Here is a 15981-nt window from a genome sequence, read left to right on the forward strand (position 1 = left end):
CCTTCAACCGCCTCAAGGACTTTCGCCGGATCGCCACCCGCTACGACAAGCTCGCACGCAACTACGCCTCGGCCCTCGCTCTGGCCGCCGTCATCGCCTTCTGGTGCTGATCGAGTCCAAACCCTAGACCGCGAACGTTGTTCAAACTTCGGACAACGACACGGTCGCCATCGATGATGATCACGATCAAGGGCAGGCTGCTCGCGCTTCTGGCGGCACTGGGTACACTCCTCATATCCTCAACAGCGTTCAGTAATTACGCTCTCTACAAGAACTACAGGGGCCTCGAATCGATCTATGCCGACAGGGTCATCCCGCTCAGCCAGTTCGGCGCCATGCGCGACGCCTTCGATGGCATCCTGAGCGCGGCGCGGGGATTCGAGTTCCACGCGATCCCGGCAGCCGAAGCGGCAACGATCCTCAAGCGCCAGCTGGCACGGGCGACGAAAAGCTGGGCTGCCTACCTGGCGACCTCTCTCACGCCCGAGGAGGCACGGCTCGTCGCGAATCTGTCGCCGCAGCTCGACCGGGACGTGGCGATCGTCGCCGACGTCGTCCGCGCCTTGAGAAGCGGGGACCGGGCCGACGTGAACGCGGCCCGGAACGACCTGCTCCGGGCGATGGCTCCGACGACGGAGGCCATCGGTCAGCTGTCCGACCTGCAGGTGCGGGAGGCCCGCGCCGAGTTCGAACGCGCGGACGCGATGGCGCAGCGCCTGCGGATCTGGCTCATCGCGACCCTCGTCGGCGGCGCCCTCGCGGTCGGGTACGGCATCCGCGTGATCCTGGTCCAAGTCACCCGTCCGATCGCCCAGACCACGGCGACGATGACCCGCCTCGCCGCGGGCGACCTCGACGCCCGGATCGACGGCGCGCACCGCGGTGACGAGATCGGCGCGATGCTCAAGGCCGTTCAGATCTTCAAGGAAGCGCTGGTCGCGAAGCGCGCGGCGGACGCCGCCACCGCCGCCGAGGCGGCCGCGAAGGAACGCCGCGCCGAGACCATGGACAGCGCGACGCGGACTTTCCGCGCCCGGATGGCGCAGCTGACCGAGGCGCTGTCCCACAGTGCCGTCGCCATGGAAGCCGCCGCCGCGTCCATGGACCGGAATGCCGGACTAACCGCGACGCAGTTGCTCCAGGTTTCCTCGGCGGCCGAGCAGACATCGGTCAACGTGCAGACCGTCGCGGCGGCCAGCGAGGAACTGGCGACGTCGATCGGGTCCATCAACGGCCAGATCACGCGCTCCTCCGACATGGCTCAGCGCGCGGCGGCCGAGGCAACGGAGACCAACACCCTTGTGATGAGCCTCGCCGACGGCGCCGAGCGGATCGGGACCGTAGTCAACCTGATCGCCGGGATCGCCGCGCAGACGAACCTGCTCGCGCTCAATGCCACCATCGAGGCGGCCCGCGCCGGGGAGGCGGGCCGCGGCTTCGCCGTCGTCGCCACCGAGGTGAAGGCGCTGGCGACGCAGACCGTCCGGGCGACCGAGACCATCTCCGATCAGGTCGCGACCATTCAGAAGGAGACGCACCGCGCCGTCGATGTCATCCAGGCGATCACCGCCGCGGTCTTGGACCTTCGAACCATCGCGACGAGCGTCGCGGCCTCGATGGAGGAGCAGGAGGCGGTGACGCAAGAGATCGTGCGGAACGTCAGCCAGGCGGCCGACGGGACGCAGGCGGTCACGGTGACGATCGGGACCATCACGCAGGCCGCGGCGGAGACCGGCCGGACCGCGACCGCGGCCCTGGACGCGGCCAGTACCCTGTCGCGGCAATCGGAGACCCTGAACGCCGCGGTCGCGGAGTTCCTGGCGGCGGTGCAGGCCGCCTGACGCGGCGCGCTCAGCGGCCGGTCGATCCGGGAACCGGCGGCAGCCGCATCAGGGGCTCGCCGACCCGCAGGATCGATCCGACCGCGAGCCCCGGGCAGAGCGTGAAGCCGGGGGGAGCCAGCACCACGATGGTGGACCCGTGCTCGAACCAGCCCATCTCGGCGCCCTTCTCGAGGCGCGCCGCGGTGGGCAGGGTCCGTCCGCCGGTCTCGCGCAGGGCGAGCCCCTCGGGCAGGAAACCGAGGCGCAGCCCGGCAACGAGGATGGCCGCCACCGGAACCAGCGTCACGGCGTGGCCGCCCTCCGCGAGACGCAGGCGCAGGACCGCGCGCTCGTTGCGGCAGAACAGCGCCTCGACGCGCTTCAGGGCGACCGGGTTCACGTTCCAGGTGTCGCCCCAGATGTGCCGCACCGACTCGACGCGCAGGTCGTGCGGGGCGTGGAAGCGATGGTACATCCCGGCGGTCAGGCGCAGGGTGGCGTAGCTTCCCCCCTCGTGGGCGCGCGCGAGCGCGGCGTCCCCGCCCAGCAGGTCCGCGAGCTTGTAGGACAGGCCCTTGATCTGGAAGAGGCGTCCGGCCTCGATGCGCCCATGCGCCCCCAGGATCGCGTCGCTGGGGCTCGTCAGCGCGGCCGGGTCGGCCGCGATCGGCCGGGCGCCGGGGCGCAGGGCCCGCACGAAGGCGGCGTGAAGACTGGGGAAGCGCGTCTCCTGCGCGTCGCGGAGGTCGACGTCGCAGAACAGCCGCCAGGTCGCGATCGAGATATCGCGGATCAGCGGCTGCTCGATCCGGCCGAACCAGCCCATGAACCGGGTCGCGAGGCGGCGCGGCAGGCGGTTCGTCAGCAGGAAGTTGAGATCCTCCTGCGCGCCGACCCGCGCCAGGATCGACCGCAGCCGAGAATTAGAGACCGTCATCATGCCGTGAACCGCCTCCGGTAGGGCGCGGGACGATGTCCGCGCTCCTCGTCGCCCTGTCCGCCACCACCGCTGCCGCGGCCCTCGCCCTGCCACGGGCGGCCGAGCGCCTGCAGCTCTCGCGGGCGAAGCATCGCTCGCTCACCGGCCACGCCCGCATGGCCCGGCGCGTCGCCGGCCTGATCCCGCACTACGCCTACTCGGAGCGGGCCTTCTTCCGGTCGGACGATCCGGACGAGGCGGTGGCGCGCCGGCGGGAGGCCGGTTTCGCGCGGCTCTCCGACCTGTTCCGGACGCGCTTCGCCGGGACACGCGCCGAGACCGAGGCGGTTCGCGACGGACTCTCGGATCTCCAGTTCACCGGGCTCTACCGGGTGCCGTTCCAGTACGCGCGGCACGTGCGCGCGCATCTCGGCACCGGCGCCTTCGCGGCCGCCGCAGCGGGCGTCACCGTCACGGATCTCGACGGCAACGTCTTCTACGACCTCGCCGGCTCGTACGGCGTGAACCTGTTCGGCGTCGACTTCTACCGGGCCTGCCTGGAGGAGGGCGCCGCGCGGGTCTCGGCCCTGGGTCCCGTGCTCGGGCCGCTCCACCCGGTCGTCACCGGAAACGTCGCGCGGCTGAAGGCGCTCTCGGGCCTCGACGAGGTCTCGTTTCACATGTCCGGCACCGAGGCGGTGATGCAGGCGGTGCGGCTCGCCCGCTACCACACCGGTCGCCGCCGGATCGTCCGCCTGTGCGGCGCCTACCATGGCTGGTGGGGCGAGGTGCAGCCGGGCATCGGCAACCCGGTTCCCGCCCGCGACACGCTCACGCTGGCCGACATGTCCGAGCGGACGCTGCGGGTGCTCGCCACCCGCCGAGACGTCGCCTGTGTCCTCGTCAACCCGCTCCAGGCCATGCATCCGAATGCCGGGGCGCCGGCCGATTCCGCGCTGGTCGACAGCGGCCGCAGGGCATCCTTCGACCGCGCGGCCTACACCCGGTGGCTCCACGACTTGCGGGCGGTGTGCAGCGCCCGGGGAATCGTCCTGATCCTGGACGAGGTCTTCCTGGGCTTCCGCCTCGCCCGCGGCGGCGCGCAGGCGTATTTCGGCGTGTGCGCCGACATGGTCACCTACGGCAAGACCCTGGGCGGCGGCCTGCCCGTCGGCGTGCTGTGCGGGCGCGCCGACCTGATGCGCCGTTACAGGGAGGACCGGCCCGTCGACATCTGCTTCGCGCGGGGCACCTTCAACGCGCATCCCTACGTGATGGGCGCGATGGGCGCGTTCCTCGACCGGCTGGACAGCCCGGCGGTGGCCGCGCTCTACGCCGACTTGGACGCGACCTGGGATACCCGCGCGCGGCGCCTGAACGCCCAGCTGGCGGAGGCCGACCTGCCGGTACGGGTCGCCAACATGTCGACAGTGTGGACGGTCCTGTACACCAAGCCGTCGCGCTACAACTGGATGCTGCAATTCTACCTGCGCGCCGAGGGGCTGGCCCTGTCCTGGGTCGGGACCGGCCGGATGATCTTCAGCCTCGCCTACGACGACGCGGCCTTCGAGGCCGTCGCGACGCGCTTCGTGGCGGCGGCGCGGGCCATGCGGGCGGATGGCTGGTGGGAGGGCGGCGCGCCGAGCGACCGGGCGATCCGCCGGTCGATCCTGCGCGAAGTCGCCGCGATCCGGATGGGCAGGCTCGGCGACCGCCTGGGTCTGCGCGCGCCGGACCGGGCCTGAACGAGAGGAGGCCGGCCGCGCGGCCGGCCTCCGAGAACCGTGCTCAGGCACCGCGCTCGTGCGGCTCCCGCTCCTCGACCAGCTCTCCGTGGAGCAGCGCGAGCGGCGCCCTGTGGTAGAGCTTGATGTCGTGGAACGGGTCCGTGAGGATCTTGGTCACCCAGACGAGGCCGGTCTGGACGTCGCGCTGCACGAAGAGCTGGACCATCCGGAACAGCAGGCCGGCGAGCGCCAGCCACAGCCAGATCCAGCCGACGTTGCGGATCAGGTCAGCGGTGCTCTGATGGGGCGCGATCAGGCCGAACAGGCTCGGGTCGAAGTAGAGAGGGAGGGGGGACAGCGCCCAGATCGCCAGGAGCACGACCTTCCGCTGCAGGTTGTAGCCGACCTTGATCTCCTCCTTGTGCTCGTGGGACGCGTCGTTGACGTGGTCGTAGCCCTTGGGCTCGAAGAACAGGTGGCCCGCCTGCCGGGACGTCATCGCCACCAGCCAGCCGATCAGGGCGGCCGCGGCCGGGTCCTTGAACGCCAGGGCGTAGGCCACCAGGAAGCTGATCGCGCTCACCACGTGCAAGCTCTGGTTGACGCGATTGTGGTGGTAGTAGCGGTGGTCGTCCCAGCGCTGGATGCGCAGCGCCTCCAGAAAGCTCGCCATGATGTGCGTCCCCGATCGAAGGTTGTGGGCTGGTCGAAGCTGATGCGCGCTCAGGCGGCGCGCTTGCGCAGGCGGAGCAGCGAGAAGTGGCCGAGCGGCGGGAGCGCGCGGCGCTCGACGATCTCGACCGGCGCGCCGGCGGCCCAGGCCGCGTAGCGCTCCCAGGCGAACTCGGTCCGCCAGCCGAGGCGGCTCGTCACCGGGGCGAGGGTGCGTTCCACCGCGCGCCGCAGGCCGGATTCGGCGCCGATCCGCGTGGTGATCACGATCTCGCCGCCGGGGCGCAGCACCCGGGCGAACTCGTCGAGCGCCGCCTCCGGATTGGGGACCGCCGTGACGACGTACTGCGCCACCACCACGTCGAAGGCGGCGTCCGGGAAGTCGAGTTGCTCGGCGTCCATGACGGCGAGGCGCTCGACGTTGCGCAGGCGATGCCGCGCCACGCGCTGGCGCGCCTTCTCCAGCATCGGCGCCGAGATATCGATGCCGACGATGCTGCGGGCGCGGCGGTAGGCGGGCAGGGACAGGCCGGTGCCGACGCCCACTTCGAGGATCCGGCCGCCGATCCGTTCGGCGGCGGCCGCCGCCAGGGTCCGGCCCTGCGAGAAGACGGGACCGAAGACCAGGTCGTAGACCGGAGCCCAGCGACCGTAGGCCTTGGCGACGCCGTCGCGGTCGAGGTCGGGCCCGAGCGTGCCCGCGCGCGAGGAACCGGTGTCGTGCATTCCGAGGGCCATGGGTGTCCTGTCTCGTTGTCGGCTGGATCGGCGCGGCGGTTTGCACCGACCGCCGGTTGCAAGGGTGGAGCGGGCTTTCCGGGCTCAGCTGACGTCACCGCGCGCGTGAGCGGGTCGGACCGAGAGCCGGCGCGCGGGGGCGCGCCTCACCGGCCGGGGCGTCCCGGAACTCCGCCGGGCGAAGCCGCGCGAAGCCGGGGACCGGTCAGGAGGGGCGGAGGCGCGAGAGCACGGACAGGCGGCATCCCGGTTCACGCCTCGCCGCCCGGACCATTGATGACCCCACGCCGCCTCTCCGCAGAAGTCTTTCCGCCGGCAAAGCTATGTCGCGTGTTTGACAAGCTTGTGACAAGACGGTCAACGTTGCCGACATGCAGTCGGTTCGCTGGCAAAATACAGATCATCCGCGCATCAGATCTGCGCCGGCGTCGAACTATTCGACGCGGCGAGCGGCCTGATCTTGGCCCGTCCCCGGCCGAGCGGCCACGCCCGGGGTGGCCGCTCACGCGGTGTTCACGATGCTCCGAAGACCCGGCCGTGGCGGCCTCGTCCCAGATCCCGAGATGCGCGATGATTTGAGGGCGGGACGTCTCGAGGTCGCGCCTTCGACATCTTCTCGCCCTGATATCGACGAGATGTGACCCGGTATCCCCAGTCTGACAGGGCGCGACGACGCGCCGAAGGAGTGTTTCGCGTGATCGAGAATTTGCGGCGTCAGACCATCGCGGTCGCGGCCATCGCCGGGATCGCTCTCAGCGCCGGGCAGGCGCAGGCCGCGCAGTGCGGCAACACCGCGGCCGGCTTCGATGCGTGGAAGCGGCAATTCGCCGAGGAGGCGCGCGGCCGGGCCAGCGCGGCCAGCCTCGCCGCCTTGCAGAACACCACCTACTCGACCGCCACCATCTCGGCGGACCGGGGGCAGCACAGCTTCAAGCTGTCGCTGGACCAGTTCCTCGCCAAGCGCGGCGGCCCGACCATCGTCAAGCGCGGCCGCGCCCTGAAGCAGCAGAACGCGGCCCTCTTCGACTCGATCGAGCAGCGCTACGGTGTGCCGCCGGGCCCGCTCCTGGCGATCTGGGGCATGGAGACCGGCTTCGGCGCCGTGCGCGGCAACGTCAACACGCTCTCCGCGGTGGCGACGCTCGCCTACGATTGCCGCCGCTCCGAATACTTCACCGACCAGCTGTACGCGGCGCTGACCCTGGTCGATCGCGGCCTCCTGACGCCGAACACCCGCGGCGCGGCGCATGGCGAGGTCGGCCACACCCAGTTCCTGCCGAAGAACGTGTTGGCCTACGGCACCGGCGACCTCAACAACGTCGGTGCGGCCCTGTCGTCAACGGCGAATTTCCTCAAGGCCCATGGCTGGCGGGCCGGCGCGGGCTACCAGCCCGGCGAGCCGAACTTCGCGGCGATCCAGGGCTGGAACGCGGCGCCGGTCTACGAGAAGGCGATCGCCATCCTCGGGCGCCAGATCGACAACGATTAGCAGTATCTCGGCCCGATATAGACCATCTCGAACAGCGAAGACTGCGACGACGCGCCCGAAAATGGTCCCGATCGGGCCAAGATCGACCATCGCGTCGCCGCAGAAAAGCCGGCCCGACCCCGCTGATTCACGCCGAGCGGGGCCGGTCCGCCCGCCGCGAGTCCTCCGCCCGTCGGAGGGCTTCGGTTGGCACGCCCCGCCTCGCGACGAGGAGCATGGGCAACCGCGATGGCTGTGGAATCCGTGCCGCTGGACGGCCCCAAGACTCGGAACGCGCGCCTCCCGTGGCTCGCGCCACTGACCGTGCTCACCGGCGTCGCGACGATGGCCGCCCTCGGGAGCGGCGTCCTGACTCGCGCTCCGGTCCCGGCTTCCGAGATCGCGCGCGCCCGTGCGGAGGCCCCCACTCCGGTACCGGCCAGCGAGGAGAGGGCCGAGACGGCCGCCGCCGAATCGGAGACCGCCGACCCGTCGGCCCCCGGACGCGAGGCCGCCGGCGCCCTCCAGTCACGCTGGGCCTGGAATCAGATCGCCCCGCCGTCCCTGACCCCGGAACCCGCACCGGACAGCGCGGCCGAGCCCGGCATCGTCGCCGGCATCGTGGCCAACGCCCAGCCCGGGACGCAGGTCGGCGAGCCGCCCGCCGCGATGATGGTCCCGCTGCCCATCCCGCGTCCGCCCGAGTTCCGCGCGCCCGCGGGCACCGGGTATGCCCGGCGCCCCGACCGGCGCATGGCGCGCCGCGAGCTGCCGCCGGCCGCGCAGCCCGCGCCGCAGCCCGAGGAGCGCTCGTTCCTCGAGAAGCTGTTCGGCATCGAGCGCGGGCCGGCCCTGGCCTACGCGGCTTTGGAGAGCAGGCCGGCCGCCGTCGCGCCGCCGCCGCAACGCGTCTCGCCGCCGCTGGCCCTGTCCCGGGATCCGGGTCCCACGGCCGGGACCGCGGTCTACAACATCGCCGCCAAGACCGTGACCCTGCCGAACGGCGAGCGCCTGGAAGCCCATTCGGGCCTCGGCGAGGGTCTGGACGATCCGCGCCTCGTGAACGTCCGGATGCGCGGACCGACGCCGCCCGGGACCTACGACCTGACCGAGCGCGAGCGACCCTTCCACGGGGTGCGGGCGATCCGCCTGACGCCGGTGGGCGGCAACGAAGTCGTCTACGGCCGCGTCGGCCTGCTGGCGCACACCTACATGTTGGGCCCGCGCGGCGACTCGAACGGCTGCGTGTCGTTCCGCGACTACGACCGGTTCCTCCAGGCCTTCCTGCGCGGCGAGGTCCAGCGCCTGGTCGTGGTCAGCGGCACGCAGGATCCGCTGCCGAGCCTCGCCGCCGGGACGGTCACGACCCGCATGGCCCGCAACGGCGGCTGAGGGCGGCTCCTCGGCGACGCGGGCTGCAAGCGCGCTGAGGGTCTACCAGCACTGCTCGCGCGGTGCTTGGAACCCGCCGCGCCGACCCGCAGAACGCGGCCGCGGCGCATTTCGGCGCCGCGGCACGCGAATGCCCGATCCGACCATGCCTGCACGACGATCGGCCGCCATGGCCGTGCGCGCCCTGGTGGCGCTGCCCCTTCTCCTGGCCGCCGAGCGGGCCTGGAGCGCGTCCGCACCGGACCATGTCGGTGCGGTGGTGGTCGACGCGCGCTTGGCGGACCGGATCGTCGGCACCTGGGAACTCGTCTCCTACAAGGTCGAGGACAAGGAGACCGGCCGGCTCATCGACGCCATGGGCGGCACGCCGCGCGGCCGCGTCATCTTCACCAAGGATGGCTGGGTCGCCTTCAACCTCGAGGGCAGCGCGCGCGCACCCGCCACCAACGACGCCGAGCGGGCCGCGCTGATGAAGACCCTCGTGGCCTATATCGGCCGCTACCGGATCGAGGGGGACCAGTGGGTCACCAGCGTCCAGACCGCCTGGGCGCCCGAATGGGTCGGCACGGAGCAGCGCCGCACCATCCACATCGACGGCGACTACGCCGATGTCACGACACCCTGGCGGGTGATGCCCAACTGGGATGACGGCCGCCTGTCGCGCAGCATCATCCGCTTCAAGCACATCCCGTAGAGCCGCGCCCGGTCCGAAGCGGCGGCGTCGGGCACGCGGCGGCGGGATGCCGTCGACCGATGGACGCAAGTCTATCGGCGGATCGCCGCGATGGCCGCATGTCGTCGCGGCGGCCTGACAGGATGGCGGTGATTGCAACCCCGACAGCGGTTGTCCTCCCGGGCTTCGTCCTCTATGAGGCCATCCTCAATCTGCTGAGCCAAGCCAGCCAGCATCTTCCCGCCCATCCGGCAATCGCGCCCCCGCGCGTGCGAGATCTTGAACCGGAGAGCCGTGCTCCGGCGTGATCGCGCGCCGCTGCGGCGGGAAGCCTCCGCGTCGCACCCGTGCGTCCCGTCGTCCCGCGATCCGTGCGCGTCGAGGATGGCGGCGGCGGGGCGGACCGGCGCAGGCCCGTCGTGCCGGGTCGAGCGAGACCGCGGCCGTGCCGCGGCGGGAACGGGGAAACGATCCGGAAGGCCGGACGGGCGGGATTCCCGCACGTCGCATCAGGTGTCTTCCGTACGCGGTTCGGCTGTTGGGCCGGTCCGGTACGCAAAAGCGGGATCTGCCCATGCGTGGCGACGACGAGAACCAACACCGGCGCGACCGCCGGGACGCGAACGTGCTGCCCCTGAGCCGGCGGCGGCTCCTCGGCACGGCCGCGACCGGTTTGGCTCTGGCGGCCTTTCCGGGCGCGCTGGCCATGGCCGACGGCGCGGACAGCAAGGTCGACGTGCTGCTCATCGGCGGCGGTATCATGAGCGCGACGCTCGGCGTCTGGCTGAACGAGCTGGAGCCGAGCTGGTCCATCCAGATGGTCGAACGGCTGGATCAAGTCGCCCTGGAGAGCTCGAACGGCTGGAACAATGCCGGCACCGGCCACTCGGCACTGGCGGAGCTGAACTACACGCCCGAGAAGAAGAACGGGCAGATCGAGATCGCCAAGGCGGTGGAGATCAACGAGGCGTTCCAGGTGACCCGCCAGTTCCTGGCCCACCAGGTCAGGACCGGCGTGATGACGGACCCGCGCGCGTTCATCAACTACACGCCCCACATGAGCTTCGTCTGGGGTGACGACAACATCGCCTACCTGAAGAAGCGCTGGGAAGCCCTCAAGGCGAGTCCGCTCTTCGCCGGCATGGCGTACTCAGAGGATCCGGAGCAGCTCCGGAAGTGGGTCCCGCTCATGATGGAGGGCCGTGACCCGAAGCAGAAAGTCGCGGCGACCTGGTCGCCCCTGGGGACAGACTGCGAGTGGGGCGAGGTGACCCGCCAGTACGTCGCCCACCTGCAGAAGCAGCCGAGCTTCCAGCTCCGGCTCTCGACCGAGGTCGAGAGCCTCACCAAGAACGGCGACGGCTCGTGGCGGGTGACCGCCAAGAACCTGAAGGACGGGACGCGCCGGACGGTCGACGCCAAGTTCGTCTTCATCGGCGCGGGCGGGGGCGCCCTGCACCTGCTGCAGAAATCCGGCATCCCCGAGGGCGACGATTACGCCGGCTTCCCGGTGGGCGGCTCGTTCCTGATCAATGACAATCCCGACGTCGCCGCGCTCCACCTCGCCAAGGCGTACGGCAAGGCATCGGTCGGCTCCCCGCCGATGTCGGTGCCGCATCTCGACACCCGCGTGCTCAACGGCAAGCGCGTGATCCTGTTCGGGCCGTTCGCGACCTTCTCGACCAAGTTCCTGAAGGAGGGCTCCTACTTCGACCTTCTCAGCTCGACGACGACCAGCAACATCTGGCCGATGATGAAGGTCGGCGTCGACGAGTTCCCGCTGGTCGAGTACCTCGCCGGGCAGCTGATGCTCTCGGACGACGACCGCATCGCGGCGCTGCGCGAGTATTTCCCGAAGGCCAGGAAGGAGGAGTGGCGTCTGTGGCAGGCGGGGCAGCGCGTGCAGATCATCAAGCGCGACCCGAACAAGGGCGGCGTGCTGAAGCTCGGCACGGAGATCGTCAACGCCAAGGACGGCAGCATCGCGGCGCTGCTCGGGGCCTCGCCCGGCGCCTCCACGGCGGCGCCGATCATGCTCCAGGTCCTGGAGAAGGTCTTCGCCCGGAAGGTCGCCACGCCGGAATGGCAGGCCAAGATCCGTGAGATCGTGCCGAGCTACGGAACGAAGCTCAACGACGATCCCGACCGCGTCGCCCGCGCGTGGGCCGACACGAGCGCGCAGCTCCAGCTCCCGGCCCCGCCGCAGATCGACCGGACCGTCCTGAAGCCGGTCTCGACCGGCAGCACCGTGCTCAACAGCGGCGCCACGCCGGTGAAGGAGCCGGTCCACGACCTCGCGCCGTGAGCGGCGCGGCCTGGGGCGCCGCCCTGCGCGCTCCCGCTTCGCGGTGGCCGGCGTCCGTCGCCGCCGGCCACCGCAATCCTCCCGGCGGCGTTCAGAGCCCGACCCGCCCCAGAGCCGGGACTTTGATCCCGGGGCGTCGCAGGTCGACCCCGATGACGCCGCCGAGCAGGTTCAGCTCCAGGCCCTCGACCCAGCCGAGGGTGAGGCCGGCGTAGCCGCCGAGGTTGAGGCGGATGCCGGTGCGGGAGGGCGTCAGACCGATCCAGCGACCGTCGTAGGGGAAATCCTTGCCGATCGCCGTGGTCGGAAGGCTCTCCCGGATCTCCGGAACCGCCGCCATGATCGCGGCCACGAAGGTGTTCGAGTTCGGGCCGGGCCAGACGACGTAGTCGCCCTGCCGGCTGTAGCGGTACTCGGCCACGGCCTGCCGGATGCGCGGGAGCATCGCCTCGGCCTCGGCCCCGTCGGCCGCGAACACGATGGTCGGCGCGTTTCCGAACCAGCGCCCGTCCGGCACGAACCGGTCCACCCAGATCGGCTGGCCCCAGGCCGTGTAGTCGAACCGGCTGTAGGCCCGGGCGCCGCGCTCCTTCACGACGATCCAGCTGTGCGTCGCCACGATGCCGCGCCAGCTCACGGTCCGCGCCGAGAAGATGCGCAGCACGGCGTCGGGATGCGTGTCCGCGCGCGGCAGCAGGCCGGCGCTGGACCGATCCGCGAGACGCCAGTCGCCGCTGGTCCGCGTCGCGTAGAGCAGGGCGGAGACCGCCACCGGCACCAGGAAGAGGGCGGCGAGCGCGAGGAGGGCGAGCCTGATCAGGGTCACGGGCAGTCCGGCGGAGGAGGGCGGGAAGGATCCGGATGTAAGTACCAACAGCGGCCGCGAAACTGCGACCGACGCGACCCGGGGCTGCTCGCGCGTCAGGACGGGGAGGCGAGGGCGTCCAGCAGCAGCGTCGCGGCGAGGAGATCGGCGCAGCCGCCCGGGCTGAGGCGCGCGGCCACGAAGGTGCGGTGGATCGCCGCCGCGCGCTCGCGCCAAGCGGGACTCGCGACACCGCCGGCGTCGAGAAAGGTCGCGGCGGCCGCGCGCGCGCCGACGAGGCCGTCGGCGCCGCCGCGGTGCAGGAGATTCGTGTCGTCGACCACCGCGAGCAGCGCGAAGAAGCAGTGCACGCGCGCCGCCTCGGGATCGTCGGGCGCGCGGGATCGGCCGAAGCGGAGGGCGGGAAGACCGACGGCGCGGAGGGTCGGGAAGCCCGCGGCGGCCTCGGCGCTGGCGCCGCCGACGCCGAAGCGCCGGGCCGCGCGGCCGCCATGGCTGACGGCCGAGACCGGGGCCCGGGTGATCGCCGGCCCCCAGAGCTGCCCGACCGCCTCGGCCAGCGCCTCGGCGCCCCCCCGCCCCACACGGTGCCTCTCGCCCTGAGCGCCCGCCGCGGCGCAGATCAGGCCCAGCGAGAAGATCGCGCCCCGATGGGCGTTGACGCCCCCCGTCGCCCGCATCATCGCGGTCTCGGCGGTGAGACCGATGCGCCTCAGCTCCGCCATCTCCGCCGCGCGCGCCCCGGCCGCGACCAGCGCCGCGAAGGACGGCCGGATCGCCGCCGCGCTGCGGCGGAGCGTCTCCGCATTCATGTCGTCGTGGCTGCCGGAATCGACCGGGCTCACGAGGCCGGGCTTCGGCCAGGTCTCCAGCTCGCCGATGAGCGCCGCGTGCGCGAGATCGGCGACGCGCTCGGCCCAGGGCGAACCGGCCCGGTCCCGATCGTCAGCCGGCGCGGTGAGGCTCTGATCGTCGCGCAGGGTCCGGCCTCCTCATAGCTCCGCCGGCGCGGCCGAAGCGGCGTCGGGCGGCCCGACCTACACTGGATGACGGCTCCCGTGCACCCGCGACGGCCGCGGCGCGGGAACGGCCGGACGGCCCTAGAAGGCGCCGACGAAACGCTCGGGCAGCTGCCAGAGGTCCGGCGCCTGGATCGCGCTCTTGCGCTCGATCGCGTCGGCGAAGATCCGCTTCGTCGTCTCGAAATGGGCCTCACCCGGCCGCATCTGCACGGATCGGCGCGGGATCCGGCCCACATCCGCCTTCACGAAGGCCAGGAACTCCGTCGGGTCTATGGCGTGGTGGGAATTCGGGATGCCGATCGGCGCGGCCGCGTTCCGCTTCTGCTGACGCCTGAAGAGGATATCGTGGTCCAGATACGCCAGGTGGAACAGGAACAGGTCGCGGAAATCGGGGCGGTGATCCTGGATCAGGCAGTGGAAGCCGACGTGCCAGTCGACCCGCGCCGACACGATGGTGGCCTTGCACAGGGTCGATATCGGCCGGATGAAGCCCCGCTGGCGGGAAATGGGCGCCACGTTGTCAATGGGTGCCTCGCCCTGGACGTGCATGACATCCGCCCCGAACAGATCGAGGATTGGTGGCAGCGACCGTCCGGCGATATACTCGGCGAGGTTGGGCGATACGTCCGGATCGGGAAGGATCAGCTCGTCACTATCCGCATAGAGAACATATTTGAAGCCGATGAACAGGGATGCGCAGAAATCCCGGACGGTGTGGGCGCGCTCCCACTCGTTCAGGGGCAACCGCGGCAACCGGATGACGTTCGCGCGCAGCCCGGTCGTCGAGCCGTCGTCGGAACCGTGGTCGAGTATATAGCAGTTTTCAGCGCCGACCTGCCGCTCGTAGTGCTTCAGCCACAGCGGAAGCATCGTCGTCTCGTTGTAGGCCATGGTCACGGCGGCGAGCGGCCTCTTGTGCAACGGCTTTCCTTCCCGCCAGCGCGGCATTCACCGCGCTCCCGCAGCGTATGCGCGACGCGCTTGTTCGGAGTTTAGATGCAATGGATCGTGCGCAGCAACTCCTGAGGTCGCTGGCGAAGGACGCCCGCATCGTCGAGGTTGGCCCGAGCTTCAGCCCGCTCGCGCCGAAGCGCGACGGCTGGAACACGTTCGTCATCGATCACGCGCCGCGCGCGGAACTCATCGAGAAGTATCGCGGCCAGACCGTTGACCGGATCGAGGAGGTGGATTTCGTCTGGACGGGGGGCTCGATCGCCGACGCGGTCCCGGCGGACCAGCACGGGACGTTCGACGCGTTCATCGCCAGCCACGTCATCGAGCACACCACCGACGTGGTGACCTTCCTGCGCGCCGCCGAGACGCTTCTGAGGCCGGACGGGGTGGTGATCCTGGCCGTGCCCGACAAGCGCAAATGCTTCGATTTCTACCGCTCCCTCACCGGGACGGCGGACGCGGTCGCGGCCTTCCTGGAGAAGCGGAACCGCCACACGGTCCGGACCCACATCGACTACGCCCTGAACATGGCGCTCAAGGACGACGGCACGGTCGGCGCATGGTCGGGCCACGACACGCGACCGGCCATCCCGGCCAACCCGCTGACCAACGCGGCCCAGTGGCTCGGCGCCGCGCAGCTGCCGGACTACGCCGACGCCCATGCCTGGGTGTTCGTGCCGGCGAGCTTCAACCTGATGATCCTGGAGCTGTCGCAGCTCGGTTACATCGATCTGCGCGTCGAGGATTGCCTCGAATTGGACGCCACGGAGTTCTTCGTGTGGCTCCGCAAAGGCCGCCAGCACCTGGCGCCCGACGAGATCCGCGAGCAGCGCACCGCGCTGATGCAGCGCACGATCGTCGAGCTGGCGGAACAGGTGGAGCAGCTGCCCGAGACGGCCTTCGTCCAGATGGCCTCGGCCGGCGTCCTCAGGGACCAGCTGCTGAAGGCCACCTACCGGACCGACGCGCTGCGCACGGTGCTGGCGGCGCTGCGCGTCAGCATCGGCCGTTTCGGGCTGGACCGGGCCAAGTTCAAGCGCCTGATCGGCGCGGCGAGCCGGAAGGTCCCGGCGAATCTCTCGGCGGCGGTCCAGCACAAGATCCTGCTGGGGGAGGCGACCAAGATCCTCGACGGGATCACGGATCCCGCTGGCGAGGCGGACGATCGGGATCCCGCCGTCATCGACGGCGCCGTCCTGGTGGCGCCGCTGGGCGCGGCTCAGTTCGGGGATCCGCTGCTCGCCGCCGAACTGGAGCGCGAGCGCCAGCGCGCCCGGGCCGTCCGGATGGTGCTGGACGCCGTGCTCGCGAGCCTGCGCGGCCGCGCCCTCGACAGGAAGAGGTTCCGGGACCTCGTCACGCAGGCGGCCGCGCAGACCCCGAATGACGGTCCCGAATCCGCCCGCCACGCGGTGCTGTCCGAGGAATCGCGGCGGGTCCTCGGCTTGCCGGTCGCCTGAGG

Annotated in this window: 13 protein-coding genes and 1 pseudogene; 8 read left to right on the plus strand and 6 right to left on the minus strand. The window is 71.1% G+C overall.

Annotated features, from left to right (window positions below; translation table 11 throughout):
• Both ACLBXO_RS26510 and ACLBXO_RS26515 read left to right on the plus strand, forming a co-directional pair.
• Positions 1-110 (plus strand): annotated as a pseudogene (locus tag ACLBXO_RS26510) (IS5/IS1182 family transposase); the annotation flags it as partial.
• Positions 111-173: 63 nt separating this feature from the next.
• Positions 174-1841: a methyl-accepting chemotaxis protein gene (locus ACLBXO_RS26515; protein WP_447687264.1), complete on the plus strand. Its 1668-nt coding sequence runs from the start codon at positions 174-176 to the stop codon at positions 1839-1841.
• Positions 1842-1851: 10 nt separating this feature from the next.
• Here ACLBXO_RS26515 and asd read toward each other — a convergent pair whose 3' ends face one another.
• Complete coding sequence (gene asd, locus ACLBXO_RS26520) at positions 1852-2763, minus strand: archaetidylserine decarboxylase (protein ID WP_447687265.1); 912 nt, start codon at positions 2761-2763, stop codon at positions 1852-1854.
• A 32-nt stretch (positions 2764-2795) separates the two neighbouring features.
• Here asd and ACLBXO_RS26525 point away from each other — a divergent pair, with 32 nt between their 5' ends.
• Positions 2796-4487, plus strand: a complete 1692-nt coding sequence (locus ACLBXO_RS26525) for an aminotransferase class III-fold pyridoxal phosphate-dependent enzyme (protein ID WP_447687266.1) — start codon at positions 2796-2798, stop codon at positions 4485-4487.
• Between the two features lie 43 nt (positions 4488-4530).
• Here ACLBXO_RS26525 and ACLBXO_RS26530 read toward each other — a convergent pair whose 3' ends face one another.
• Both ACLBXO_RS26530 and ACLBXO_RS26535 read right to left on the minus strand, forming a co-directional pair.
• Positions 4531-5142 carry a hypothetical protein gene (locus ACLBXO_RS26530; RefSeq protein ID WP_447687267.1) on the minus strand — a complete coding sequence of 204 codons (612 nt, stop codon included), beginning with the start codon at positions 5140-5142 and terminating at the stop codon, positions 4531-4533.
• Positions 5143-5192: 50 nt separating this feature from the next.
• Complete coding sequence (locus ACLBXO_RS26535; protein ID WP_331312325.1) at positions 5193-5879, minus strand: class I SAM-dependent methyltransferase; 687 nt, start codon at positions 5877-5879, stop codon at positions 5193-5195.
• 694 nt (positions 5880-6573) lie between these two features.
• On the opposite strand from ACLBXO_RS26535, the gene ACLBXO_RS26540 reads away from it, so the two are divergent.
• From ACLBXO_RS26540 to mqo, 4 genes are all read left to right on the plus strand, one after another.
• On the plus strand, positions 6574-7368 hold the full coding sequence (locus ACLBXO_RS26540) for a lytic murein transglycosylase (RefSeq protein WP_331312324.1): 795 nt from the start codon (positions 6574-6576) through the stop codon (positions 7366-7368).
• A 228-nt stretch (positions 7369-7596) separates the two neighbouring features.
• Complete coding sequence (locus ACLBXO_RS26545; protein WP_447687268.1) at positions 7597-8739, plus strand: tlde1 domain-containing protein; 1143 nt, start codon at positions 7597-7599, stop codon at positions 8737-8739.
• Positions 8740-8884: 145 nt separating this feature from the next.
• A complete protein-coding gene (locus tag ACLBXO_RS26550; protein WP_447687269.1) occupies positions 8885-9433 on the plus strand; it encodes a lipocalin-like domain-containing protein in 549 nt (182 codons plus the stop codon).
• 553 nt (positions 9434-9986) lie between these two features.
• The gene (gene mqo, locus ACLBXO_RS26555) at positions 9987-11717 is read left to right on the plus strand and encodes a malate dehydrogenase (quinone) (protein ID WP_447687270.1); all 1731 of its coding nucleotides are present in this window, start codon (positions 9987-9989) and stop codon (positions 11715-11717) included.
• A 91-nt stretch (positions 11718-11808) separates the two neighbouring features.
• Here the strand turns inward: mqo and ACLBXO_RS26560 are convergent, their stop codons facing one another.
• The 3 genes from ACLBXO_RS26560 to ACLBXO_RS26570 all read right to left on the minus strand — a co-directional run bounded on the left by ACLBXO_RS26560 (position 11809) and on the right by ACLBXO_RS26570 (position 14513).
• On the minus strand, positions 11809-12543 hold the full coding sequence (locus tag ACLBXO_RS26560; protein WP_447687271.1) for a DUF3750 domain-containing protein: 735 nt from the start codon (positions 12541-12543) through the stop codon (positions 11809-11811).
• A 95-nt stretch (positions 12544-12638) separates the two neighbouring features.
• Positions 12639-13523: a triphosphoribosyl-dephospho-CoA synthase MdcB gene (gene mdcB / locus ACLBXO_RS26565; protein WP_447687303.1), complete on the minus strand. Its 885-nt coding sequence runs from the start codon at positions 13521-13523 to the stop codon at positions 12639-12641.
• A gap of 120 nt (positions 13524-13643) precedes the next feature.
• Positions 13644-14513 carry a glycosyltransferase family 2 protein gene (locus ACLBXO_RS26570; RefSeq protein WP_447687272.1) on the minus strand — a complete coding sequence of 290 codons (870 nt, stop codon included), beginning with the start codon at positions 14511-14513 and terminating at the stop codon, positions 13644-13646.
• A gap of 53 nt (positions 14514-14566) precedes the next feature.
• Here ACLBXO_RS26570 and ACLBXO_RS26575 point away from each other — a divergent pair, with 53 nt between their 5' ends.
• Positions 14567-15979 carry a class I SAM-dependent methyltransferase gene (locus ACLBXO_RS26575; RefSeq protein ID WP_447687273.1) on the plus strand — a complete coding sequence of 471 codons (1413 nt, stop codon included), beginning with the start codon at positions 14567-14569 and terminating at the stop codon, positions 15977-15979.
• Positions 15980-15981 lie beyond the last annotated feature (2 nt).

The organism is Methylobacterium sp. C33D, from assembly GCF_053345825.1.